Annotated in this window: 22 protein-coding genes and 1 riboswitch; of the genes, 11 read left to right on the forward strand and 11 right to left on the reverse strand. The window is 68.1% G+C overall.

Annotated features, from left to right (window positions below):
- The first annotated feature begins 1 nt into the window (after position 1).
- The gene (locus ACZF5Y_RS06480; protein ID WP_497534999.1) at positions 2–916 is read left to right on the forward strand and encodes a MurR/RpiR family transcriptional regulator; all 915 of its coding nucleotides are present in this window, start codon (positions 2–4) and stop codon (positions 914–916) included.
- A gap of 57 nt (positions 917–973) precedes the next feature.
- Here ACZF5Y_RS06480 and ACZF5Y_RS06485 read toward each other — a convergent pair whose 3' ends face one another.
- The 4 genes from ACZF5Y_RS06485 to ACZF5Y_RS06500 all read right to left on the reverse strand — a co-directional run bounded on the left by ACZF5Y_RS06485 (position 974) and on the right by ACZF5Y_RS06500 (position 5,280).
- Entirely contained in the window at positions 974–1,414 is a 441-nt protein-coding gene (locus ACZF5Y_RS06485; RefSeq protein WP_497535000.1) for a restriction system modified-DNA reader domain-containing protein, read from the reverse strand.
- Between the two features lie 33 nt (positions 1,415–1,447).
- The gene (locus ACZF5Y_RS06490; RefSeq protein WP_497535001.1) at positions 1,448–3,097 is read right to left on the reverse strand and encodes a DUF262 domain-containing protein; all 1,650 of its coding nucleotides are present in this window, start codon (positions 3,095–3,097) and stop codon (positions 1,448–1,450) included.
- Between the two features lie 90 nt (positions 3,098–3,187).
- Entirely contained in the window at positions 3,188–4,528 is a 1,341-nt protein-coding gene (locus tag ACZF5Y_RS06495; protein WP_497535002.1) for an NtaA/DmoA family FMN-dependent monooxygenase, read from the reverse strand.
- The gene (locus ACZF5Y_RS06500) at positions 4,525–5,280 is read right to left on the reverse strand and encodes a YkoF family thiamine/hydroxymethylpyrimidine-binding protein (RefSeq protein ID WP_497535003.1); all 756 of its coding nucleotides are present in this window, start codon (positions 5,278–5,280) and stop codon (positions 4,525–4,527) included. The genes ACZF5Y_RS06495 and ACZF5Y_RS06500 overlap by 4 nt, the downstream gene beginning before the upstream one ends.
- A 51-nt stretch (positions 5,281–5,331) precedes the next feature.
- A riboswitch (TPP riboswitch) is annotated at positions 5,332–5,441 on the forward strand.
- A gap of 31 nt (positions 5,442–5,472) precedes the next feature.
- Between ACZF5Y_RS06500 and ACZF5Y_RS06505 the strand changes: the two genes are divergently transcribed.
- Genes ACZF5Y_RS06505 through ACZF5Y_RS06515 form a run of 3 tightly spaced genes read left to right on the forward strand, consistent with a single transcriptional unit; the run spans position 5,473 to position 8,145 of the window.
- Entirely contained in the window at positions 5,473–6,552 is a 1,080-nt protein-coding gene (locus ACZF5Y_RS06505) for an ABC transporter substrate-binding protein (RefSeq protein WP_497535004.1), read from the forward strand.
- On the forward strand, positions 6,549–7,349 hold the full coding sequence (locus ACZF5Y_RS06510) for an ABC transporter permease (RefSeq protein ID WP_497535005.1): 801 nt from the start codon (positions 6,549–6,551) through the stop codon (positions 7,347–7,349). The genes ACZF5Y_RS06505 and ACZF5Y_RS06510 overlap by 4 nt, the downstream gene beginning before the upstream one ends.
- Positions 7,350–7,362: 13 nt before the next feature.
- The gene (locus tag ACZF5Y_RS06515) at positions 7,363–8,145 is read left to right on the forward strand and encodes an ABC transporter ATP-binding protein (protein ID WP_497535006.1); all 783 of its coding nucleotides are present in this window, start codon (positions 7,363–7,365) and stop codon (positions 8,143–8,145) included.
- Here ACZF5Y_RS06515 and ACZF5Y_RS06520 read toward each other — a convergent pair.
- From ACZF5Y_RS06520 to ACZF5Y_RS06530, 3 genes are read right to left on the reverse strand one after another with little or no spacing between them, the layout of a single operon-like run.
- Positions 8,115–9,392 (reverse strand): FAD-dependent oxidoreductase, encoded by a 1,278-nt coding sequence (locus ACZF5Y_RS06520; RefSeq protein WP_497535007.1) that lies wholly within the window; start codon positions 9,390–9,392, stop codon positions 8,115–8,117. The genes ACZF5Y_RS06515 and ACZF5Y_RS06520 overlap by 31 nt on opposite strands.
- A 21-nt stretch (positions 9,393–9,413) precedes the next feature.
- The gene (locus ACZF5Y_RS06525) at positions 9,414–10,160 is read right to left on the reverse strand and encodes a methyltransferase domain-containing protein (RefSeq protein ID WP_497535008.1); all 747 of its coding nucleotides are present in this window, start codon (positions 10,158–10,160) and stop codon (positions 9,414–9,416) included.
- A complete protein-coding gene (locus ACZF5Y_RS06530) occupies positions 10,157–11,311 on the reverse strand; it encodes a type III polyketide synthase (protein ID WP_497535009.1) in 1,155 nt (384 codons plus the stop codon). Before ACZF5Y_RS06530 ends, ACZF5Y_RS06525 begins: the two co-directional genes overlap by 4 nt.
- Before the next feature lie 243 nt (positions 11,312–11,554).
- On the opposite strand from ACZF5Y_RS06530, the gene ACZF5Y_RS06535 reads away from it, so the two are divergent.
- Together ACZF5Y_RS06535 and ACZF5Y_RS06540 are read left to right on the forward strand one after the other, a co-directional pair.
- Positions 11,555–11,974, forward strand: a complete 420-nt coding sequence (locus ACZF5Y_RS06535; protein ID WP_053352458.1) for a DUF4383 domain-containing protein — start codon at positions 11,555–11,557, stop codon at positions 11,972–11,974.
- 72 nt (positions 11,975–12,046) lie between these two features.
- Positions 12,047–12,538 (forward strand): hypothetical protein, encoded by a 492-nt coding sequence (locus tag ACZF5Y_RS06540; RefSeq protein WP_497535010.1) that lies wholly within the window; start codon positions 12,047–12,049, stop codon positions 12,536–12,538.
- A gap of 69 nt (positions 12,539–12,607) precedes the next feature.
- Here ACZF5Y_RS06540 and ACZF5Y_RS06545 read toward each other — a convergent pair whose 3' ends face one another.
- A complete protein-coding gene (locus ACZF5Y_RS06545; protein WP_497535011.1) occupies positions 12,608–13,690 on the reverse strand; it encodes a saccharopine dehydrogenase NADP-binding domain-containing protein in 1,083 nt (360 codons plus the stop codon).
- Positions 13,691–13,843: 153 nt separating this feature from the next.
- On the opposite strand from ACZF5Y_RS06545, the gene ACZF5Y_RS06550 reads away from it, so the two are divergent.
- The 3 genes from ACZF5Y_RS06550 to ACZF5Y_RS06560 all read left to right on the forward strand — a co-directional run bounded on the left by ACZF5Y_RS06550 (position 13,844) and on the right by ACZF5Y_RS06560 (position 17,570).
- A complete protein-coding gene (locus tag ACZF5Y_RS06550) occupies positions 13,844–14,419 on the forward strand; it encodes a TetR/AcrR family transcriptional regulator (RefSeq protein ID WP_497535012.1) in 576 nt (191 codons plus the stop codon).
- A 48-nt stretch (positions 14,420–14,467) separates the two neighbouring features.
- Entirely contained in the window at positions 14,468–14,782 is a 315-nt protein-coding gene (locus ACZF5Y_RS06555) for an LPXTG cell wall anchor domain-containing protein (RefSeq protein ID WP_497535013.1), read from the forward strand.
- Between the two features lie 169 nt (positions 14,783–14,951).
- Complete coding sequence (locus tag ACZF5Y_RS06560; RefSeq protein WP_497535014.1) at positions 14,952–17,570, forward strand: M1 family metallopeptidase; 2,619 nt, start codon at positions 14,952–14,954, stop codon at positions 17,568–17,570.
- Between the two features lie 173 nt (positions 17,571–17,743).
- Here the strand turns inward: ACZF5Y_RS06560 and ACZF5Y_RS06565 are convergent, their stop codons facing one another.
- Positions 17,744–19,444 (reverse strand): 2-isopropylmalate synthase, encoded by a 1,701-nt coding sequence (locus tag ACZF5Y_RS06565; RefSeq protein WP_497535015.1) that lies wholly within the window; start codon positions 19,442–19,444, stop codon positions 17,744–17,746.
- Positions 19,445–19,615: 171 nt separating this feature from the next.
- Between ACZF5Y_RS06565 and ACZF5Y_RS06570 the strand changes: the two genes are divergently transcribed.
- Together ACZF5Y_RS06570 and ACZF5Y_RS06575 are read left to right on the forward strand one after the other, a co-directional pair.
- On the forward strand, positions 19,616–20,302 hold the full coding sequence (locus tag ACZF5Y_RS06570) for a FadR/GntR family transcriptional regulator (protein WP_497535016.1): 687 nt from the start codon (positions 19,616–19,618) through the stop codon (positions 20,300–20,302).
- A complete protein-coding gene (locus ACZF5Y_RS06575) occupies positions 20,299–21,123 on the forward strand; it encodes an ABC transporter ATP-binding protein (RefSeq protein WP_497535017.1) in 825 nt (274 codons plus the stop codon). Before ACZF5Y_RS06570 ends, ACZF5Y_RS06575 begins: the two co-directional genes overlap by 4 nt.
- Here ACZF5Y_RS06575 and ACZF5Y_RS06580 read toward each other — a convergent pair.
- Positions 21,120–21,818: a GyrI-like domain-containing protein gene (locus tag ACZF5Y_RS06580; RefSeq protein ID WP_497535306.1), complete on the reverse strand. Its 699-nt coding sequence runs from the start codon at positions 21,816–21,818 to the stop codon at positions 21,120–21,122. The two genes, ACZF5Y_RS06575 and ACZF5Y_RS06580, sit on opposite strands and share 4 nt — an antisense overlap.
- Before the next feature lie 11 nt (positions 21,819–21,829).
- Positions 21,830–22,978 (reverse strand): YhaZ family DNA alkylation repair protein, encoded by a 1,149-nt coding sequence (locus tag ACZF5Y_RS06585; RefSeq protein ID WP_497535018.1) that lies wholly within the window; start codon positions 22,976–22,978, stop codon positions 21,830–21,832.
- Positions 22,979–23,117: the final 139 nt, after the last annotated feature.

Below are 23,117 nucleotides of genomic sequence, written 5' to 3' on the forward strand. Positions count from 1 at the left end.
GGTGGCCTGGCACGGAGCTCCCGATGCGCGCCCCAGCGCACGCATCGCCTCACTCGCCCCCTCGCTGCAGCGCACCGAGCGCCGCGTGGTCGAAGCGATCGCCGCCGACCGCGAGCGCGCAGTCGCCTGCACCGCTCAGTCGCTCGCGGAGTGGGTGGAGGTGGGGCGCACCTCCGTGATCCGCGCCGCGCAATCGCTCGGCTACGAGGGGTACCCGCAGTTGCGCGTCGCACTTGTGCAAGAGCTCGCGCTCGAGGGTGCTGCTGCGGACGCCGCCGGTGGGTTCGGAGGTGGCTCGGGCGGGGGCGATGGTGCCGGATCAGCGGCGGGCGACGCCACGATCCTCGGCGCGCTGCGCTCGCGTATCGGCCGGCTCGCCGCACGCCTCGACGACACCCTGGCGGCACTCACCGTCGAGGGGGTCGACGCCTTCGTGCACGCCCTCGACGGTGCCGACCGACTGCTCGTGATCGCGAACGGGCTCTCGAGCCCGCTCGGGCTCGACTTCGCCATGCGCCTGAACTCGGCGGGACGCTCGGTCGAGCAGTTCGCCGACCCCATGGCGCAGCAGATCGCCGCCCGCCAGCTCGGTGCGGAGTCCGTCTGCGTCGTGTTCTCGGGGTCAGGCGCGAACCGCGCCACCCTCGAAGCGATGGATGCCGCGAAACGGAGTGGGGCCCAGGTGCTCGCGATCACCTCGTTCGCGCGCTCCGCCGTCGACCGCCGTGCCGATGTCTCGCTCGTCGTCCCGCCCGTGGGCGGCAGCTTCCACGATGAGCTCATCCACACCTCGCGCGCCGCGCTCATGCTGCTCACCGAACATCTCGTCGACGCGTTCGTCGAACTGCGGGGTGAGCGCGGCCAGGCTGCACGATCGGCGGTGCTCGACGTGCTCGCGGGCGCGCTCGAGGAGTAGATGAGCGCGGGGAGCGCGGACTGACCCCCGGGCGCGCGCCGCGACCCGCCGAGGTGATTAGTTCGAAACCGAGTGCTGGGGTATACCCCCAAGGAACTCTGATCTGAGATCTTTGAGCCGTCGTCCATCAGGCAGCGCCCAGAAGAGCCATCCATTTGTGGCACGCTGTCTCACGCCCCGAGCGGCGCCGGACGGTGACCAATGCACCTCATCGCCCACGACGAGCGACCCGTCCTGCTTAACTCTGGCGGTTACGCCGACGGCATCTCGATGCGTCGCATTCAATACTGTCTCAGGAACCAGGAGCCCCGCTCGTACCAGATGCTTTACTTCGACCCAATCACCCGCTTTGGACTGGGGATCTATGACGAGGCCAGAATGACCTTCGGGCACTGGCCAAATGCTCAATAGAGAGCTGATCATTTCATCCGTGCGGGAATCGATATGCCCCTCATCCCACTCGTCAGCTTCCGTGGCTTGTACCACTCGGCTCGTCATGTTGATTGTGCTGTGCTTCAGCAGGTCGGGCCGCTACTTCGCCCAGGAACCGTTCGACACTTTCGAGTTCAACGACTTCGTGAGCAATGTCAGGTTGCCGAGCCGGTGCACGTATGAATCTCTGACGTGCTCAGCATTCTCATCTGCCACAGGCCACGTGTCTTGCCAACGCTGAGGCAACAGATGCTCGATCGGGAGTTTGCCGCGCTGAACTTGCGGCTCTCGGGTCTCACCGCGGAACCAATCTTCGATCGATTCCAAATACATCCGAAGTCGGCCACGTGGAAAGCGCCAGTAGACAGCTTCAGCCGCCAACGCATGCCGGACCTCAATGTCTGCCGGCCAATACGAGCTTGTGGAATTGAACCGAGAGACAAAAGATCTGATTCTCTCAACGAGCTCCTCTTCTCCGGTGCTCGAATTTGTTCGGATCATCTCAGCTACCAGGCGGCCCAAGTCTGAGTTCGTCAAACGGAGGAGCTGGCGTCGGTACACCCAGCTTTCCGCGATCTCGATGACCGAGCTGATCGTGGATTCCGCAAGGGATCGTTGGGGGTTGGTGAGCCAAATCAGCAACGGTTTCAACAGCTCGGTCCCGCTTGCGCGGAGCCGGTAGTAGGCCAGTTCAACACGCGAGAGGTTGCCGTCAGTGCGCGCTGCCGCTTCCGTGAAGCGCTGGTACAGCTCAGCTTCCACCTGGAGACCGGGGAGTAGCTCGCGAATGTTGACGTGATCGTTCGAGTCGATAAATTCTTTAAATCGACCGAACGTGGCGTGTGGGCTGACCTCGTCTCCGAGGCGAGACACTAGCCATTGATTCAGGAACAGAGAACTTCTGCTGATGAGCTGACGACCGACGCTTACTTCTTTTTCCCAGAATCGACCGTCGAAAGGCCAATGCTTGGCGTACAACTCCTTGCCGTCGTTGCCCTCGTTTTGCAATCGTTGAAATACAAAGTTGCGGACGAGATCAGAGGCGGTGAGGGGTGTCCCGCGAGCATTCAGGGTCTCGAAGATCTCCTGAGAATCCTCATTCTCCGACAGGTTAATTGACACAAGCTGAAGTCCGCTTTGCAACACATCGGTAAGTACGTCTGATTTTGAATCGAACACTCGGGGATCCGCGTCACGGTCCCCAAGCCAGGACTCGACAGCGCGAGAGAAATATGCATGCGCTCGAACGATGCGAGAATCGGCAAAATTCAGATCAGCGTAGTCAGCTCCTGGAGGCGCATTCATCACCTCAATGAAAGCTTCGCGATCTCGGTTGAGATGCCGAAGCTTCAACGGGCTATCGCCCGGTTCGACGAAATGAGCCTGATTGTGAGTGAGCGCCTCAAGTTTTCCCGCGAGTCGCTCATGGCCCTGGGTATCGAGCACCGCAGCAGTAGCGTCCATGAGGAGTTGCAATGTGGTGAGTCGCTGTTGTCCATCAATGACGTTCCACTCGGGGAGACTTCCAGGCACTGCGTTCGCGGCCTGCAATACGAGCGCCCCGAGAAAGTGGCTCGAGTGCGCCGTGAGCGGAGAGCTCAATCGTCGTTCTACGGTCCGAACGACGTCTTTCCACAGCGGCGCCCACTGATCTGACTCTTCCCAAACGTAGGGACGCTGGAACAAGGGGATCACGAGATGCTGTGGAAGATTAAACAGCTCCAACGGGGTCCGCTTTAAAGTGTCCATGTGCTTAGTGTGGCACGCATCCCGATGCCGTATTGAGCTCAATTTCCTGATCTGGAATTCAACCCGGGTCTCGACCCTCGGCGCGTCCGGCTACGCGCTGAGGTGATCCCGCAGCGTGACGCCGGAGTAGTCACGCCGGAAGATGCCGCGTCGCTGCAGCTCGGGGACCACGCCGTTCACGAAGTCCTCGAACGACGAGTGATAGAGCGCCGGCATGATGATGAACCCGTCGGCGGCCTCGCTCTCGAACAGGTGCTGCAGCTCGTCGGCGATCGTTGCGGGTGAGCCGACGAACTGCGGGTGCAGCTGATTCAGCGCCTGCTCGATCGCGAGATCCGCCACGGTGAACCCGCGCCGTTCGCTGACCGCGGCGAGCATGTCTTCGAACCCGACGCTGCCGGTCGCCCCGCGGTGGGAGGCGAGCACCTCGGTCGCGCGGGCCCCCGGGTCGAGCGACTCCGCATGCAGCAACCGGCCGAGCTTTTCGAGGGCGCCGGGCAGGTCGATCTGGGCGACGAGCGCGGCGAGCTTCGCCTGCGCCTCAGCGTCGGTCCACCCGACCACCGGCTGCACGCCCTGCAACACGCGGATCGCATCGGGATCCCGGCCGTGGTCGAGGCGCGCGCGATCCCGAATCTCGGTGCGCAGCTCGCGCATGGCCTCGGGGGAGTCGCCGATTGCGAACACCACCTCGGCCCAGCGCGCGGCGAACGCCCGGCCGCGCGGTGACGACCCCGCCTGCATGAGCACCGGGAACCCCTGCGGGCTCTGCGGCAGGGTCAGCGGACCGCGTGAGAGCGGCCCGGCGACGCGGTGCACGCGGGTGGCATCGGCGAACTCGCCGGTCGCCTGATCGTGCACCAGCGCTTCGGGTTCCCAACTGCGCCACAGCTCGACCACGGTGTCGACCACCGCGTCAGCGTGATCGTAGCAATCGGCCGGGGGAGCGATGCCGTCGTGCCCCTGGTTGTGTGCCTCGGCGTCGGTGGTCGAGGTGACGATGTTCCAGGCGGCGCGGCCGCCCGACAGGTGATCGACGGAGAGCAGCTGCCGAGCGATCGTGTACGGCGGCACGAAGCTCGTCGACACCGTCGCCCCCAGGCCGATGCGGGAGGTGGCACCCGCGACGAGCGACACCTTCGTGATCGGGTCGAGGTAGATCGCGCCCTTGCCCGCGGTGCGCAGCGTCGTCGCGAAATCACCCGCACCGTCTTCGGGCACTGCCAGCGCATCCGCGAAGAAGACCATGTCGAAGCAGCCGCGCTCCAGCGTGCGCCCGAGATCGGCGTAGAACGCGCCGCTCAGCCAGTCGGAGCGCCCCAGCGGGTTGCGCCAGTTCTCGGAGTACTGGCTCGTCGGCGGGTTCACCATGCCGACCAGGTGCATGCTGCGGGGTGCACCGGTAAGTGAACGTGCGCCGGTGCCGGTCATGCCGTGGGCTCGGGAGCCGGGGTGCCCGCGATCGACGGGCTGTTGATGGAGACCGTGAGGTGCGTCACGACGTGCTGCACCGTGGCGCCCACGCCGATCCACGCGTTCGCGGCCGTCTCGAGCACCGCCGCGAGGTCACCATCGAGCCGGGTGGCGTAGTGGTCGGAGCCCGAGTAGACGCCCTCGTGCTTCGCCCGCTCGATGGCCGCGTAGATCGGCGTCATGTGGTCGGTGGGCGCCGAGTCAGCACGCGTAGAGCCGGCAAGCGCTCCGTCTGCGGCGTGCGCGTCGAGCAGCGGATAGAGCGACCAGTGCGCTCGGGCGCGCACCCCGGTGGGCGACAACGCGATCGGAGCCGACGCCAGCGCGTGCACCCCGGGCGGCAGCGCGCACTGCAACTCGCCGGGGCATCCCCGCGACAGCAGGATCGCGGCCGACAGGTGCGCGCCGCTCGCCGCAGCCGCCGCGATCACGTCGCGCACGTACTCGAGCACCCGCTGCTCGCTTCCGGTGATGAACGTCGAGATGTCGTTCGTCTCGACGGTGAGCGCATCAGCCGAGGCGCTTGCGAGGGCGCCCAAGATGATCCGGACGTACTCGGAGTCGTACACCGAGAGCGTGAAGCGGGCTCCGACGCCGTACTCCACGGGCGTCATCGGCTGGGTCGGGGCCTGATCGCCACATTCGGCCTGATCGCCTGATGCCGGCTGAGGGGTCGATGCGGGCTGCGCGCTCGGTGGGGTCTGTGTCACGCAGCCCACCCTAGGGGACGAGGCGCGCCCGCCGCACAAATGTTGCTAGGGTGAGTGCCACACGGGAGTCCGGTAGGCCGGGCTGAGAGGAAAGTACTCAACTTTCGACCGTCGAACCTGATCTGGATCATGCCAGCGCAGGGAGACACTCTACGAACCCGTGCCCCATTCACCACAGAAGGGCACGCTTTCATGCGCAACCACTCCACCCATCCGCGCCGCGACGCGGGCTTCAGCACGCGCCGGATCGCCGCAGGGCTCATCGCCGCGGCGCTCGCCGCAGGGCTCGCGAGCTGCTCCACCGCAGCCGACGCGAACGACACGGCGACGACCGGTTCCGACACAGCCGCCCCGGTCACCTTCGCGCTCGATTGGGCGCCGAACACGAACCACATCGGGGTCTACGTCGCCGACGAACTCGGCTACTTCGACGATGCCGGGCTCGACGTCGAGATTCTGCCCTACGGTACGACGTCGGCGACGCAGCTCGTCTCGGCCGGTGAGGCCGACTTCGGCGTCGGCGGGCAGTCGGGGGTGCAGATGGCGCGCACCGCGGGGCTCGATCTCGTGTCGGTCTACCGGGTGACGCAGAGCGACTCCGGTCGCATCGTGGCGCTGGCCGACCGAGACGATATCACCCGTCCGAAAGACCTCGACGGTCAGACGTTCGGCGGCTTCGGTGCCCCGCTGTACTCGGCGCTGGCAGAGGCGACGATTGCGGGCGACGGCGGCACCGGCGACTTCACCGAGGTCACGCTCGACACCGGTGCCTACGAAGCGCTCTCACAAGGCCGCATCGACTTCACGCTGTCGGTGGCGACCTGGGAAGATCTGCAGGCGAAGATCGACGGGCACCCCTACCGCGAGTTCAGCTACCAGGATTTCGGGGTGCCCGAGCAGCAGTCGACGGGCATCGTCTCGAGCGAGGCCTACCTCGACGCGCACCCCGACGAAGCCCGCGCGTTCGTGCAGGCGGTCGCCCGCGGGTACGCCTACGCTGCCGAGCACCCGGAGGAAGCCGCCGATCTGCTCATCGAGGCGAACCCTGACACGCTCGGCACCGCGACCGAGCTGGTGCACCAGAGCGCGAAATTGCTCGCCGACGAGTACCTCACCTCACCCGACCGCGAGATCGGAGCGGCGAACCCTGACGCATGGAACGCATTCGGGGCGTTCCTGGTCGATGGCGGCTTCCTTACCGACGCCGACGGCGCGACGGTGACCGAAGCGCCCGACTGGAGCGACTACTACACCGACGAATACCTCGAGTGACATTCGTCCGAGACGCGGTGAGCGCGACGGTGCGGCGGGTGCTCCCGCCCGCCGTCGCGCTCGTCGCGTTGCTCGGCCTCTGGCAATGGGTCGCGGTCGCGGGCATCGTTCCCTCAGAACTGCTGCCGTCGCCGACCCGCGTCGCATCGTCTGGGGCCACCGAGCGCTCCGCACTGCTGCACCATGCGCTGCCGACCCTGCTGGCAACACTGACCGGGTTCAGTCTCTCGGTCGTCGTGGCCGCGCTCACCGCGACGGTGCTCGATTTCTCACGGGTGCTCCGATCAGCGTTGCTGCCGCTGCTGATCGTCAGTCAGACCCTTCCCCTCATCGCGATCGCGCCCTTGGTGGTGCTCTGGTTCGGGTTCGGGTTGGTGCCGAAGATTCTGCTCGTCGCGTTCGTCACCTACTTTCCGATGGTCGTGGGCCTGCTGCGCGGTTTCGCATCCGCCGACCCCGACGCCGAGCAGCTCTTGCGGTCGATGGGGGCGTCGCGCGTTTCGGTCTTCCGTCTCGTGCGGCTGCCCTCGGCCATGCCGTCCTTCTTCTCGGCACTGCGCATCTCGATCACCTATGCGGTGGTCGGTGCGATCTTCGCCGAGTATGCCGGGGCGGTCGCAGGGCTCGGCGTGTACATGCAATCGGCGAAGAATGTTTTCCGCACCGACCTCGTGCTCGCGGCAGTGGGCGTCAGCACCGCGCTGACGCTGGCGCTCTTCGGGCTCGTCGTGCTCGTCGAGCGCGTCGCACTGCCGTGGATGCGCATCGAGCGCGGCGAGCCGGCGGGTGCGCGATGACTGGGGGAGAGCGATGACAGCGGGTGCAGGCACAGCAACGCTCGAGCTCGCGTCCGTCGCGAAGCGCTTCGGCGAGCGCCGTGTGCTGGCCGACGTCTCGTTCGCTCTCGACCCGGGTGAGATCGTCGCACTGGTGGGCGCCAGCGGCAGCGGCAAGTCGACGTTGCTCTCGCTGCTCACGGGCGCGCTGCCGCTCGACGGCGGCGAGATCCGGTACGACGGGTCGCCACTGCCATCGCCGCGTCCGTTCGCGTTCATGCCGCAGCGCGACGCCCTGCTCCCGTGGCGGCGCGTGGTCGCGAACGCGGCGGTCGGGCTCGAAGTACAGGGGATGTCTCGCGCCGAGGCCCGACAGCGGGTGACGGCGCTCCTCGAACCCTTCGGTCTGGCCGACGCGGCCGATCGGTATCCGCGGCAGCTCTCGGGTGGCATGCGGCAGCGGGTGTCGTTTCTGCGTGCGGTCGTGCAGGATCGCCCGATCCTGCTGCTCGACGAACCCTTCGGGGCACTCGATGCCATCACGCGCGATGAGTTGCAGCGGTGGTTGCTCGACATGTGGGGCGTGCACCGCTGGAGCATCCTGTTCGTGACCCACGACATTCGGGAGGCGGTTCGATTGGCCGATCGGGTGCTCGTGCTCGCGAACCGCCCCGAGCCCATCGCGGGGTCGGTCACGGTCAGTCGAGACATCCCGCGCGACGAACGGTTTCTCGTCGACCCTCGGGTGCCCGCACTCGAAGCGGAGCTCCACGCGCTGCTGCGGGTTCAGGCGTCGCGATCGAACCCCATAGCATAGGCGCGCTCGGGCAGGCGCACGAGCGGAGTGCGCATCGCCGTGCGCATGGCGGCGGCGATCGTGCCCGTGACCGGCCCGGGCCACGGGCGTCCGAGCGCGGTGTTGAGCCCGGCGAGTCGCCCGGCGGTGCGTGCCGACGCGAGGCGGTTGCGCTCCCAGTGCGCCAGCTCGTGCGTATCGTCCGCCCGTGCTCGCGCATGGAGACGCGCGAGCACGGGAGCGAGGGTCACTGCGTCGAGGAGCCCGAGGTTCATGCCTTGACCTCCGATCGGGCTGACCTCATGGGCCGCATCGCCGATGGCGATGACATAGCCTGATCCGTCACCGCGCTGTGCCCACGGCCCCGAGACCATCCGCGAAAGCAGCACTCGTCGAATGCCGAATGCCGATGCTGTGGTCACACGCTCGGCGAGCTCGACGCTCCCGATCCGTTCGCGTACCGCCGCCGCGAGGCGATCGACGTCGGCCGCTTGCGCGGCGCGCGAGGGCGGGCCGGCGAGATCGGAGTGATGGTCTGTCCCGCGCTTCGCACGCTCACGCGCCTCATGCGGGCCTGCGGCAGTGACGCGCGCGACCAGTCGTCGACCACCGTTTGGCAGCGGAAACGACTCGGTGACTCCGGTCGCTCCCAAGGTGATCACGGCGGTGTGCTCCGGTTCTCCCGGGGCGTCCTCAAGATCGGTCATGAGATAGCGGTCGGGGTAGGCATGCGCCCGCACCGGGAGAAACCCGCTGAGCAGTCTCCGCCCGCGGGCGCCCGCGGCGACGACCACCGTGCGTGCGGACCAGGTAGCGGCATTGCCTTCGGAATCTTCGGCGCGCACCTGCATCACATCGCCCGCGGCATGCACCCCAACGACCCGCATCCCGCGGAGGGGCTCGGGTGCGATGGCCGCGAGCGCTGCCTCGGTCACGTGCTGCGGTGCCGCCGCGATGAATGGGAAGCGCGGGTGCCGACGATCGAATCGCACCGTCGCGATCGTGCTCCCGGCTGCTCGGGCCATGCCCCGAGGTATGCGAGCGGCGCCATCCAGAATGCGTGCGGTCGCTCCGCTCGACTCAAGCGCTGCGAGCACGGGCGGATGCACTCCGATCGCCCGGCTGCCCGGCGTCGCGTCGGTGCGACGCTCGATGAGCAGCGCGTCGACGCCGAGCCGCCGCAGTTCGGCGGCCAGGAGCGTACCGCTCGGCCCCGCACCGATGATGAGCACCTCGTGCACCCCTGAGTTCTCGCGCTCCGCACTCATCGGTTCAGACCACTCATCGGTTCAGACCAGCCCTGATCCGCACCGGGCCATCGCCCGCTTCGGCCGGTGCACGGCGAGCAGCCGGAACGGCCCGACGCGCTCCACGTGCCAGTCGGCGGGCAGCGCATCCGAGAGCTCAGCGGCCCGGTAGCTCCGTCGAATGCTGCGCAGACCGTCGACGCGCAGCAGCGTGCCGGGTGACACCGGTGCGACACCGATGGAGAACGCGGCGTAGGCGAACCGCCCGCGTGCAATGTCGGAGTGCACGGCGAGGCGATCCGCCAGTTGCTCGGAGTCGGTGAGCAGCGCCTCGAGTGCCGGCGTCTCGAGGTGGTGCAGCAGATGATTCGAGAGCACGACGTCGAAGTGCGCCCCCGATGCCGCCAGTTCGTCGCTGAAGCACTCACGGTAGCGCACGCCGTCGAGCGGCGCTGCGGCGCGGGCGACGGCGATGGCGCGCGGGTCGGGATCGATGCCCAGGCCCGAGACGCGGTACCCGTCGCGTCGCGCACGTCGCACCAAGCGCCGCAGCACATCACCGCCTCCGCAGCCGATATCGAGCAGACACTGCTCCGCGCCGCCCGCGGCGCGCGCGGCCGACAGCGCGGCGCGGATGTGCGAGCGGTACACCCGACCCCAGCGCGCGACAGCGAAGTTCACGATGCCGAAGCGCTCGAGCGTGCGTCGCAACTGCGCCGGCTCGCACTCGGCGTCGTCCATGATCTCGCGCAGCTGCGTGTTCCGCCGGTCGAGCTCAGCGAGCTTCATGTCGACGGTGCCGCTCGTCGAGTGAACCGTGCGGTTTCGACAGTCAGCCCCGGGCCAAAGCACAGGCCCGCGACGCTCGCGCCGTCGTGCAGCGCGTCGTCGTCGAGGATGCGCTGCAGAATGAACAGGATCGTCGCGCTCGACATGTTGCCGTAGTCCCGCAGCACGCCGCGGGAGACCTGCATCGCCGATTCCGGGAGCTCCAGCCCGCTCTCGACGCGATCGAGCACACTGCGCCCGCCGGGGTGCACCGCCCACACGTCGACGCCGTGCGGCTCGGTGCGATCCGCGCCCGCGCCCGCGGCATCATCGGCGAGCATCGGCCCGACGACTCCGGCGATCTCGCGCCCGATGATGCGTGGCACGTTCGCCGTGAGCCGCATCTCAAACCCGTGGTCGCCGATCGTCCAGTCCATGTCGGCCTCGCCCTCCGACGTGATCGCCGTCGAGAATGCGCCGACCTCGAGCGTGGGCGTCGCGCGGTGGTGCGGGAGGGGGTCCGATGCGACCACCGCAGCGCCCGATCCATCGCCGAACACGGCCGAAGCGACGATCTGCTCGGGATCGCGTGACGAGCGGATATGGAGCGAGCAGAGCTCGGTGCAGACGACGAGGATCACCGAGCCGGGCTGGGCGTCGGCGATGCGAGTTGCGGCGCGCAAGGCCGGGAACGCCGCCGCGCAGCCCATGAACCCGATGTGGGTGCGTTCCGCGCTCGTCGGAATGCCGAGGTCGCGCACCAGCAGATAGTCGGGGCCCGGTGCGAAGAATCCGGTGCACGACGCTGTGACCACGTGTGTCACCTCGGTTGCGGCCACGCCGGCGCGGTCCAGCGCGTCACGGGCGGCGCGCTCCGAGAGCGGGGGCGCCTCCCGGCGATACACGAGATTTCGCTCGCCGGTCGATGGGGCCCGCAGCACTTCGCGATCCTCCGTGAAGAGCTCGGCGTGCGAAAACGAGCCGTCATCGTCATCGAGCCCGCCGATGACCGAGTAACGCGACTCGATCGCCGATTGATCGAAGGCGGCCGAGATGAGTCTGGCGGCGAGCCGATCGACCCCCGGCTGGGCGGCGAAGAAGTCCCGGGCGCGGGATTGGGCCAGACGAGCGCGCGGCACTGCGGTGCCGATTCCAAGAATCTGCGTGACCATGGGGCCAACCTAGCCCCGAGCACTGACTTTGCCCAGGCCTTGACGCGGGACGCGTGAGCTGGCGAGCACTGGCTGCGGGGCGGATTGCCGAGAAAGCTGGGAACTTACTGCACGTTCGCGGTGTCCCGCAACCCGCTATCGCTTCGGCTCCGAACGATCAACACTGGGGAAACCAGGTGATGCGCGCGGCGTCGACACGTCAGTCCCACGGCGAACATCACCGCAACAATGAAGGAGAACGTCGTGAAGAACTCACCCAACCGCATTCTCGGAGTGATCTTCGGTGCGGTCTATGTATTGGTCGGCCTGTTGGGCTTCGCCGTCACCGGGGGCGTTGGCTTCATCGCCACCGAGGGCGGACTGCTCCTCGGAATCTTCGAGGTCAATCCGCTGCACAACATCGCCCACCTGTTGATCGGCGCCGTGCTGCTGCTCGCCGGTCTCGCGAACGTTCGTGCGGCGAAGGGCGTCAACGGCACCGTCGGTGCGGTCTACCTGCTGCTCGGTATCGTCGGCTTCTTCATCGCGAACACCGCGGCGAATATTCTGGCGCTGAACACGGCCGACCACATTCTCCACCTCGGCAGCGCGTTGGTGCTGCTCGCCGTCGCCTTCGGCGCCGACAAGCAGGTGGCTCCCGCTGCGCCTCGCGCGGCGATCTGATCGTCGCGTCTCTCGGAACGGTGCGGATCACCACCGCACCGTTCACCACCGTCGAATGATTCGAGGTTTCTGATGATTCGCGCACTGTGGCCGGCTCTGGCATCGTTCGGAGCCGGCCTCGTGTGGTTCGCGACCGCGGCCGGGTCACCCCTCGCCGTCGCGATCCCCGTCGGTGCCCTGGGGGCACTGCATCTCGGGTGGGCCTTCGCGGTGCTGCGCGCTGAACGCGTCGTGACGCCCCGCGCTTCGATTGCTGGAGGGCTTGTGGGGCTGGTTGCCGCTGCGTTTCTCCTGCTCACCGGGCCTCTGGCCCTCGTGCCATTTCTCGCCCTCTTCGTCTTCCAGTGGTCGATCGCGATCTCCGCGGTGATCGAGGTTCGTCGGGGGAGTGCGGCACGCGACGCATCTGCTCACAACCCGAAGAAACGTCGCGCGGGTGTCTTCGCGCTCGCGCTTGTGATTCAAGCCATGCTGGTGGCAGCGATCGCGACCCCGGCACTCGCCGCGAGCGAAGCCGGCGAGTTCGCGGTGCCGCACGGCACGTTCCACCACGCTGGGCATTGACGGGCCGCAGAGGCTGGCGCGCAGCCGGTGCTCCCCTCGGCGTGCACCCCTCAGTTCGCGTCCCTGGCCTCAGTCGACAGTAATGCCAACAGTGATGCCGGGCAGCTGCGCCAACTGCACAGTACGCAGCACAGCGCTCATGGGCACGGCCCCGAGGCGGGGCTGTTCCGTCGCCGCGATGGCGGCGTGTGCGGCAATGATGCCCGTCGCCCGGGATTGCCCCGAACCAGTAGCGACGCGGTACTCTCCGGTCGCGCGGTCGATCGCACGAATCTCCCAGCGCTCATCGCCGATGTGCGGGGCGCGGGCGACGAGCGACCGCAGCGCGGGCATCCGACCGACCAACCCGAGTGCCGCCGTCGCGAGACGGCTGCCCGTCGAGAGGTAGCTGCGAATCGCGGGGGCAGTACCTGGGCGGGGCGGCGTCGCCAACAGCACATGATCCGGGAAATCAGCCCGCAGGAAGCGGCGCGGCCCGATTGCTGTCGGCAACGTGCGCCACTCGATAAAGTTCTGCACGCTGTGCGTTTCTGGTGCTCCGTAGATGGCGCGACCCGCGAGGCCGGCAGTCCATGCCAGTGCGGCGGGCCCGTGCACCTCGCCAGCACCGAGGGTGACAGCGACGTCGATCTCGGGTGCGCTCGGCGTGATCTGCGCAGGCGCGAGCGAATCATCGCGCGACTCGATCAGATCGGCGACGAGTGCGGTGCTGAGGCCGGGTGCGATGCCTGCGCCGAGCACGAGGGTGGGCCCGGGGTCGGGTGCTGCTGTGCATGATTCTGTTGCGTTCGCGGTTGCTGCAAGCTCGTGCAGGTAGGCGCCGGTCGCCGAGATGTCGACCAGGGGCGTGCCTGTGGTCGCCAGCGCGGCGGCGATCTCGGGGTGCTCGATGCCCGAAGCGTTGATGACGACGTCATGTTGCCTCGCGGCCGCGCTGAGGGCCGCGAGCCCGTTCGTTGCTCCGAGGTCGATGCGTGCGGCCGAGTCGTCAGCGCGTCGGCTCGCTGCGGTGAAGCGGTGACCGGTGCGGGTGAGCTCGTCGGTGATGGCTCGGCCGACGGCTCCGCTCGCGCCGATGACGAGCGCGGATACGGTTCGCCGTGGGGTGTCGAGGCGTGCATGATCGGCGGACGGGGTGGGGTGTTGAGACACGTGGCTGCTGCCTTTCTGGCGCCGCGATCGGGGCGCCTCGCTGATCCAAATGATTGTTTGCAAACGGATCGTTGGAAAAGACGGTACCGCTCCAACGGTCCGTTTGCAAATGCTCGTTTGCACATTCAGGCGCGCGCTGGATAGGGTGGGCGCATGGCGTGGGATACGCAGGCGACACAGCGCAAACTGCTCGAGGCGGGGGTGCGCCAGTTCGCGCTGAACGGGTTCGCCGGCACCACCATGGACGCGATCGGGCGCGACTCGGGCGTCAATAAAGAGCGGGTGTACCAGTACTTCGGCAGTAAGCGGGCGTTCTTCTCCGCGGTGCTCACCGACCGGTTGGATCACCTGCTCGACAGCGCTCCGATCGAGGGCAGTGGCCCTGACGCGGCGGCGAACTACGCGATCGCCCTGTTCGATCGCTATCGGGAGTCGCCCGAGCTCGCCCGATTGCTCGCCTGGGAAAGCCTGGAGCTCGAGGAGCCCGCGGCGCCGAGCGATCGACGGCTGTCGTGCGAGGTGCAGGCGGCGTCGCTGGTGCGGGCGATCCCGACGCTCGATGATGCGGGTGCCGAGCAATTGCTGCTCACCATCGTCACGCTCGTGACGGGGTGGTGGACGCTCGAGCGACTCGCCGAACTCGTGCTCGGGCCTGGAAGCAGTGCCGAAGACCGACGTGAGGCGCTGCGCCGACAGGTTGCCGTGCTCGCCGAGGCGTCGACCGCGTAGGGTGGGGGCAGACCCGCCTGCACGGGGCGCGGCCGAAAGGAGTGCACCATGACTGGCATTGATGAACTTGCCCAGACCGGCGGCGCGAGCACGCTCCCGTGGGTCATCATCGCAATCGTCGTCATCGCTCTCGCGGCGGCGCTGCTGATCTTCGGTGCAGTGCGCAAGCGGCGCGCGGCGGCAATCGCCGAGCCGGCTGCGGGATCACCGGGCGCCGTGGATTCTGCGAGTGGCGCGGTCGATGCCGCAGACCCGCTCGGCCTGCACAGTCCGGCTGATCCGACGACCTCGGCTGATCCGGCGACTCCCAGCGATCCGACGACTCCAAACGATCCGACGGACCCGAGTAGCCCGACCCGGTAGGCCTCGCTCGCACGGTCGCTGCATACGCAGCCTTGAGTGCACCCACAGAAACTGTATTGCTGCCGTAACATGCCTTCGCTAGCGTGAGGTCGTGGTCCACTCGGGCCACGTCCTCGACCTGACGAGCGCACCGCAGCGCTGCCCTGCGCTCGTCGAGAAAGCGTGACCCATGCAGATCACCTCTCTGTGGCGTGCTCCCCAGCGCGCACATCTTCGAGCGCGGAGGCGCACCCGCACGATCGCCCTGGGTGCCAGCCTGGCGCTGGCAGCCCCGCTCGGCCTTGCGCTCGGTTCCTCCGCGGCACAGGCAGCGGAACCCATCGACGGCGGGCAATCCATCGGCGATTCGCTCTTCACGGGCATCGGCAACACGGGCTACGACGTCAGTCACTACGACGTGCAGCTGCGCTATATCGCCGATGGATCGATTACTGCGACGACGACCATCACCGCGCAGGCACCCGAAGCGCTGCGATCGTTCTCGCTCGATTTCGAGGGGCTCACCGTCGATTCGGTGCTGGTGAACGGCAATGCTGCAGCGTTCACGCGTACCGAAGATCCGGAGACGAGCGCGTACAAGCTGATCATCACACCCGCGGCGCCCGTCGCGGCGGGCGAATTCACCGTCGCGGTGTCCTACTCGGGAACCCCGGTCACGCGCACCGATCCCGACGGGTCTCCGGAGGGCTGGGTGCCGACGTCCGACGGAGCCACCGCGCTCGGCCAGCCGGTCGGCACGATGACCTGGATTCCGAGTAACAACACTCCGGCCGACAAAGCGACGTTCGACTTCGCAATTACGATCCCGACGCAGATCGGCGGCAAAGACGCCGCAGCCGCGAGCAATGGCGAGTTGATCTCGCGCACGCCGTCGAGTGATGGTAGCGAGACGACATGGGTGTGGCAGCAGCAGAAGCAGATGGCCACGATGGTCACCATGCTGTCGATCGGCAACTACGACGTGCACGAGTCGACGGTGACGCTGACCGACGGTCGCGTGATTCCGGAATGGTCGTTCGTCGATTCCTCGGTGCGGCAAACGCTGAAAGACACAATTGCCACACGACGCGGCCAGATCCAGGGCATGATTCAGTTCCTGGAAACGAAGTACGGCCCGTACCCCGGCAACAGCACCGGCCTCGTCTTCGACGTGACGAGCCTGGGGTACGCACTCGAGACGCAGGATCGCTCCTACTTCGAGGGCAACGTCAGCGTCAGCACCCTGGTGCACGAACTCGCGCACCAGTGGTTCGGTGACGAGGTGAGCCCCGCCGACTGGAACAGCATCTGGATCAGCGAGGGGATGGCGACCTACTCCTCGGCGATGTACGCCGAGGAGGTGCAGGGTTCGCCGACCACGACGGCGACCACGTACTACAACTCGTGGAATTCGACTGCGGCGACGCACGCACGCTGGACGATTCCGCCCGGGGCCATGACAGACCCCGCCGATTTGTTCGGCTGGCAGGTCTACAACCGCGGTGCAATGACGTTCCAGGCTCTCAAGCAGGCCCTGACCCCGCCCGTGTACAACGAACTCATCACGACCTGGATCGCTGACAACGCCGGAACCAGCCAGACGACCACGGAGTTCCGCGCACTCGCCGAGCAGATCTCCGGCCGCGACCTCGGGGCGTTCTTCCAAGACTGGATTTTCGACGCCGACAAGCCGGCTTGGCAGGCGACGCTCGATCTTGCACTCGCGAGCGACCCTGCCGGCGACCAGGTCCCTGTGGGGTCGGATGTGACCTATACGCTTTCCGCGTTGAACACGGGGAAGGTTCCCGCCGTCGGGAGCGTCGTCTCGGTCGACCTGAGCGAGCTTCCCACCGTCGTCGTCGTCGATGCTGCGTCGCTGCCGGCCGAGCTGTCGCTCGCGGGGGATCACCTGACGTGGGCGGTGCCCGAGACCGGGGTGGGGGCGACGGCTACGGCCTCGTTCGTCGCGCACATCGGCGAGCGTGCGCACGGTGCAGCGTTTGAGGTGGCGGCGCGTGCCGACAGCTTGGGTGTGACCTGCACCTCGTGCTCGGTCGCGCACTCGACTGCGGCACTGCCCCCGATCACAGAGGACGACCTCACCGACGAGACCCGCGGTGGGGTCGAGCTTCCGGCGACCGCGAACCCGGGGCAGACGATCACGGTGATGCTGCCGAGCGACGCCTACGACGGTGAGACGTTCAGTGGAATCCTGTTCTCCGATCCGATCGAGCTCGGCAGCGGTCCGGTGGTCGGCGACACGTTCGCCGTGACGATTCCGGCCGATGCCGAAGTGCGCAGCCACAAGCTCGCCATTCGGTCGGCGGTGGGCGAACTCATCGGGTGGGGTGACCTCGAAGTCGCTGCCGCTCCGAGCGCCGTTGACGCTGCTGCGGATGCCGATGGCGGGGCCGCCGCTGGAGCGACCGCCGGGGGTACTGCCACCGGAACTGCGGACGCGAGCGCCGGTGCCGGTGCCACGAGCGGTGCCGCCGGGACCGCATCGGCAAGCAGTGATGCTGGCGCGGCCGGATCGGGTGCGGCGGGCGCGGGTGCCGCTGGCTCAGGTACGGCTGGCTCGGGAACCACGGGCACGAATGCCGCGAGCGCTCCCGGCGCGAAGAACGGCCTCTCGGTGACGGGATCGTCGGGGATGCTGCCCTGGGTGCTCGGGGCTGGCGCCATTGCAGTACTCGCCGCGGGTGCGCTGCTCCTCGCGGCGGGGCGTCGGCGACGGCTGGCCATGACCGGCGAGGCGACGGGAACCGATGATCTGTTCGGAGCATCTCCGGAGAGCGCACGGCCATAGCCCTCGGGGTGGGAGCGCCGCAGTTTGCGTGCTGGCGCTCCCGCCCTCCCGGGTTACCGTTCGCGTCCTGAGCCACCGCTGAGATCGTGCATCTCGGGGGTGGCTCAGGACGGCGACGGTGCCTCGGGAGTGGACTCCCGAGTGGCGTCCACGTGGCGGTCTCGCGTACGCGCCTACGCTGCGGCCGCCCGCATGACTGCGGCGGTCGTGGCGGCGAGTACCGAGGCATCGATGCCGCCCGCCCAGCGCACGTCGCCATGCCTGCCTCGATACTCCACGAGGGTGAGCGCGCGACTGCCGTTGCCCGAGCCGACGCTCGTCTGGTGCAGCGAGAGCACTTCAACAGTCTCCCCCTGCTCGGCGAGCGCGGCAGTGAGTGCTTCGACGGGGCCGACTCCCGAGAGCACGTGCGGCTGGATGCGCAGGGGCGTGTCGTCGACGAGCGCCGGCTCGATGAACTCCCGCTCCAGTACGCTCCAGAGTTCGTGTGCGGTCGCCTCGACGCCGCTGCTGTCCGTGTGTGCCTGCACCCGCCGCGCCAGCTCGATCTGGAACCGGCGCGGCAGCTCGATGCCGTACGCCGCCTCAAGCAGGTATGCGATGCCGCCTTTGCCCGACTGGGAATTGACGCGGATCACCGCATCATAGGTTCGTCCGATGTCGGCCGGGTCGATGGGCAGGTAGGGCACGCGCCACTCGGCCTCGTGCTCGGGGATCCCGGAGGCTGCAGCCCGCTCGCGGTGTTCGGCGAATCCCTTCTTGATGGCATCCTGGTGGGTACCGCTGAAGGCCGTGTGCACGAGATCGCCAACATACGGGTGCCGCGGGTGTACCTCAATGCGGTTGCAGTACTCGACGGTGCGTCGCACCTCGTCGATGTCTGAGAAATCGATCATCGGGTCGACACCCTGCGCGTGCAGGTTGAGGGCGAGCGTCGCGATATCGACGTTTCCGGTGCGCTCGCCGTTGCCGAAGATGCACCCCTCGACGCGCTGTGCGCCGGCGAGCACCGCCAACTCCGCGCACGCGATGCCGGTGCCGCGGTCGTTGTGCGGGTGCACTGAGAGAATGACGCCGTTGCGCCGGGCGAGCGTGCGGTGCATGTACTCGATCTGGTCGGCATACACGTTGGGGGTCGCGATCTCGACGGTGGCGGGCAGGTTGAGGATCACCGGGCGCTCGGGGCGCGCATCCCACAGTTCGGTGATCGCGTTGCAGATCTCGACCACGTAGTCGGGTTCCGTCAGGTTGAAGACCTCGGGGGAGAACTGGAAGCGCACGTTCGGGAGGTGGCCCGCCAATTCCAGGAGGTCGCGGCCGCCATCGAGAATCAGTTTGCGCAGCGCCGAGCGATCCCGCCCGAGCACGGTGTCGCGCCAGGTGGGAGCGGTCGCGGTGTACATGTGGATCACGACGTCGTTCGTGATGCCCGCGATGGAGGCGACGGTGCGCTCGATGAGGTCGCGCCGTGCGGGGGTGAAGACCACGATGGTGACGTTGTCAGGTGCGATATCGGTCTCGGCGATCAAGCGCACGAAGTCGTAGTCGGTCTGCGAGGCCGACGGGTAGCCGACCTCGATCTCGCGGTACCCCATCCGCACCATGAGGTCGAAGAACCGGCGCTTGCGCTCCGGATCCATGGGTTCGGCGAGCGCCTGGTTGCCATCGCGCAGATCGACGGGCACCCAGAGCGGTGCCTCGGTCAGGCGGGCGTCGGGCCAGGCGCGCGTCGCGCCCGGCGCGGGGTGCGGGATCGCCACGCGCGCAAAGGCGTCTCGGTAGCGGTGCGAGGGCATCGCCGAGGGGGACTGCCGGTTCCAGTGATTCCCCGTTACAGGGTGCGCCGGGTCCGTAGGGCGAATGGTGAGAGGCATGAAGGGCTCCGTTCGGTTCGATCGTGCGGGCCGGCACGAATGCCACCACGACGAGGAGCCGGCCGGGCTAGGTCTCGTCGTGGCGTCGAAGCAGGAGCAGCGTGGAGGTGCGCATAGCGACGAGCGTAACACAACTCCTCAGATAAGTAGCGGAGTGGTAGGCTCTGGTGCATGTCAGCCCCGAGCCCCTCCAGCGTCGAGCGCCGCGCACCGTTGGCCGACCAGGCCGCCGACCACCTTCTCGCGCGTATCCGCAACGGTGAGTGGGAACTCGGCCAGAAGCTCCCGGGGGAGACGACGCTCGCGCCGCAGCTCGGTGTCGGCCGCTCCACGGTCCGCGAAGCCATCCGCCAGCTCGCCGGTCGCGGCGTGCTCGCCACCCGACAGGGCGCCGGAGTCTTCGTCACCGCCCTCGACGCCCGCGAAGACTGGGACGCCGTGCTGCTGCGCGCCGACATCGTCTCCGTCATCGAAGCCCGCAGCGGCATCGAGACCGAGGCCGCCGCGCTCGCCGCAGGGCGGCGCACCGCCGCTGACGTGCGCGCCATTCGCGCCGCGCTCGCCGCTCGCGACGCGCAGCGCGACGACCTCGAGGCTCACGTCGACGCCGACACCGCGCTGCACCGCGCGATCGTCGCCGCGTCGCACAATCCGATCCTGCTCGAACTCTTCGACGGCTTCACCCCGCGCACCCGTCGCGCCATGATCGAGATGCTCCGTATTCGCGGGGTGTTCGGCGGCGATGCGGATCACCGAGCCCACGCCGAACTCGCCGAGGCGGTGGTGTCGCGCGATGCCGACGCCGCGCGCTCGCTCAGTCGCGCCCACCTCGAAGCACTGAAGGAGGCCCTCGCATGACCACGCACCCTGCCCCCAACCTGGCACCGCCGGTGCTCGAACTTCGCGACATCGTCATCCGCCGGGGCGGATCAGATATTCTGCACGGGGTCGATCTCACGGTGCGCCGCGGAGAGCGCTGGGCGCTCCTCGGGCCGAACGGCGCGGGCAAGAGCACGATCTTGGGGTTCTGCGGGGCGCAGACGCACCCGACGTCGGGCAGCGTGGACATCCTCGGGCGCCGGTTGGGTCGGGTCGACCTCTCCGAGCTGCGTCGGCACATCGGGCATGTGAATCCACGGCACCCGGTGCGGTCGGCGCTCTCGGCGCGTGACGTCGTGCTCACCGGCATCACCGGCACGATCGAACTGCCGATGCGGTGGTCGCCGTCCGCCGACGACATCGCCCGGGCCGACGCCGGGCTCGCCGCCGTGGGCCTCGCGCACCGGCGCGATGCGATCTGGCCGGTCATGTCGCAGGGCGAGCGCGGCCGGGCACTGATCGCTCGCGCGCTGATCGCGCAGCCCGAGCTGCTGCTGCTCGACGAGCCGACCACGGGCCTCGATGTCGCTGCGCGCGAGCAGTTTCTCGAAACTGTCGACGGGCTGGCGCAGGGGTCGCCCGAACTCACCACGATCCTCGTGACGCACCACCTCGAGGAGCTGCCCGAGACCACCACGCACGCGGTCGCGATCGCCGAGGGCGCGGTGGTCGCGGCTGGCCCGGTCGTCGACGTCGTCACCACCGAGATCATCTCCCGGGTCTTCGCATACCCCATTGAGGTCACGCACGCCGAAGGCCGCTGGGGCGCGCGGGCGGTTCGAGTGCTCCGGTCGGGTTAGGCGGTGTCGGGCGCGCGCACGGTGCCGGCATCTTCGACGGGCTGGCGCAGAATCGTGCGCAGCCGCGAGGGTGCGGTGCGCTTCGGGTCCGACAGGTAGATCTCGTGATGCGTACCGCGCGGGCGCACGCCCTGCGACGGCATGAACACGTCGTGCATCTGCGCGAGTACCGGCGCCTCATCGTCGTACGAGCCGACGTGCAGCGTCTGCACGCAGCGGCCCTCCGAGATCGTCTCGAAGCGCACGTCCGCGAGACGGGTCGGAGCCTCGGGCCGTGACGCGACCCGCGTTCGGGCGGTCTCGACGAGTGCGGGGCCGATCCAATCGGGCTGCACGATCAGCAGCGTCCATCGCCACTGGCTCTTGTCGCGAGCGGTGGTGAACGAGGCGTAGTCGTCGGCCCACCAGAGTCCCTCGAGCGGCATCACGGTGTAATCGCGACCGAGTTCCCGCTTGCTCGCGAACTTCACCGCGTAGGCGAGCGGGTAGAGCGCGGCGACTGCGGCGGCATACGTGGGATCGACGTTCGGATCGCCGTGCCCATCGACCATCACGGCCTGCTGGGGCGGCACCTCGAACACCCGAAACTCGCCCGGCTTCGCCCGATACGCATCGAGCTCGCGCTTCAGGTCGCGCTTCGGAAACGCGGGCGGGTCGTCTGGCGTCTGCGCTTCGATCTTGTGTGCATCGAGCATGCGTCCATCGGTCATGAGCGCACCGCGCCATCGCTCTCGATCAGTTCGAACGCTGCGCGATCCTGCACCACGCCGTTGACCTGCAATGCGACCCACGCCGCGCCCGGATAGTAGCGCCGCGTCGTGAGGGGGCGGAAAGACTGCGCTCCGTTGACGGTCACGGACTCCCCGGGGGCAAGTTCGCGCTGCACGAGCTTGAAGACCTTGCACCGCTCACCGCCACGGGCATCCGGGAAGCCGAGCACGTAATCGACAATGACGGGAGCGACCGCATCGCCGACGTTGGCGAGTGCGCCTGCGAACCTGATCTCTCCTCCGAGCGGCACCTGCTCCTGCGACAGCGCGAGCGGTGCCACCGAGACCTCGACGGCACCGAACCCCAGAAACGCGAGTGCGCCGACATCCCCGCGCTTCACCAGCGTGCGGAGGGCGTGGCGCGCGGTGCGTTCGACATGCACGCCGCCGCTCCTGCGCCACGCGGTGACGGCGTCGACGACGTGCGCCGCGTGCGCGCGGCTGTGATCGTTGAGGTGATTCGCGACGGATCGACGCACCGACTCCTCGGGGTCGTCGTACAGCGCATCGAGGATCGCCCGGCTGCGTACCGGGTCGGCGACGAGGGCGGGAATGCGCTCGGCCCAGGGGAGCAGGGGGCGGCTGCCCTCGGAGGCGAGGCGACGCACGTTCCAGTCGTCGTGCCGGGTCCAGTCGAGCAGTTGGGGCAGCGCGCGATCCAGATCGTGCAGCAGGAGGGGCCGGATGGCGAACTCCGAGGTCATGCGCGAGGTCAGTTCGCGCAGCACCGCGAGCGCGTCGTCGAACGCATGCGTGTCATCACGGGCGACAGCTGTGCGGGCGACGGCGAGGCCCGCCGGCCACAGCATCCAGCCGGTGAAGTCGTCATCCGTGAGCGCGTCCCGAGTGATCGCCGCGATGCGCGCCGGGTCGCTGCCGAAGTCCGCCTCGATGGCGCTCGCGAGCAAGCGCGCTCGCTCACTGAGGCCGAGCCCGGTGAGAGCCTCAACCGCAGCCGACAGCTCCGGGGCGGCGGATGCCGTCGCCGTGCGTGCAGTGCCGGGAAGGCTCGCGTGCGCAGCTCCCATGATTCTAGCGAGGGTCGTGGCCTGACCCGTGCCGAGCAGGTCATCGGTCATCGACATGGCGGGTCTCCGTCTCGCGAGGTGGGGCGGGCCTGAGCGCGAGGCGCCACGGCGACCCGCAGGGTACGGCTGGAGTGTACGGTACCCGGTTCGCGTGCGGAAACCCGGTTGTCGACCCCGCGCGCGCCGGATACCGTCG

This window comes from Leucobacter sp. WKLB1, assembly GCF_059696215.1.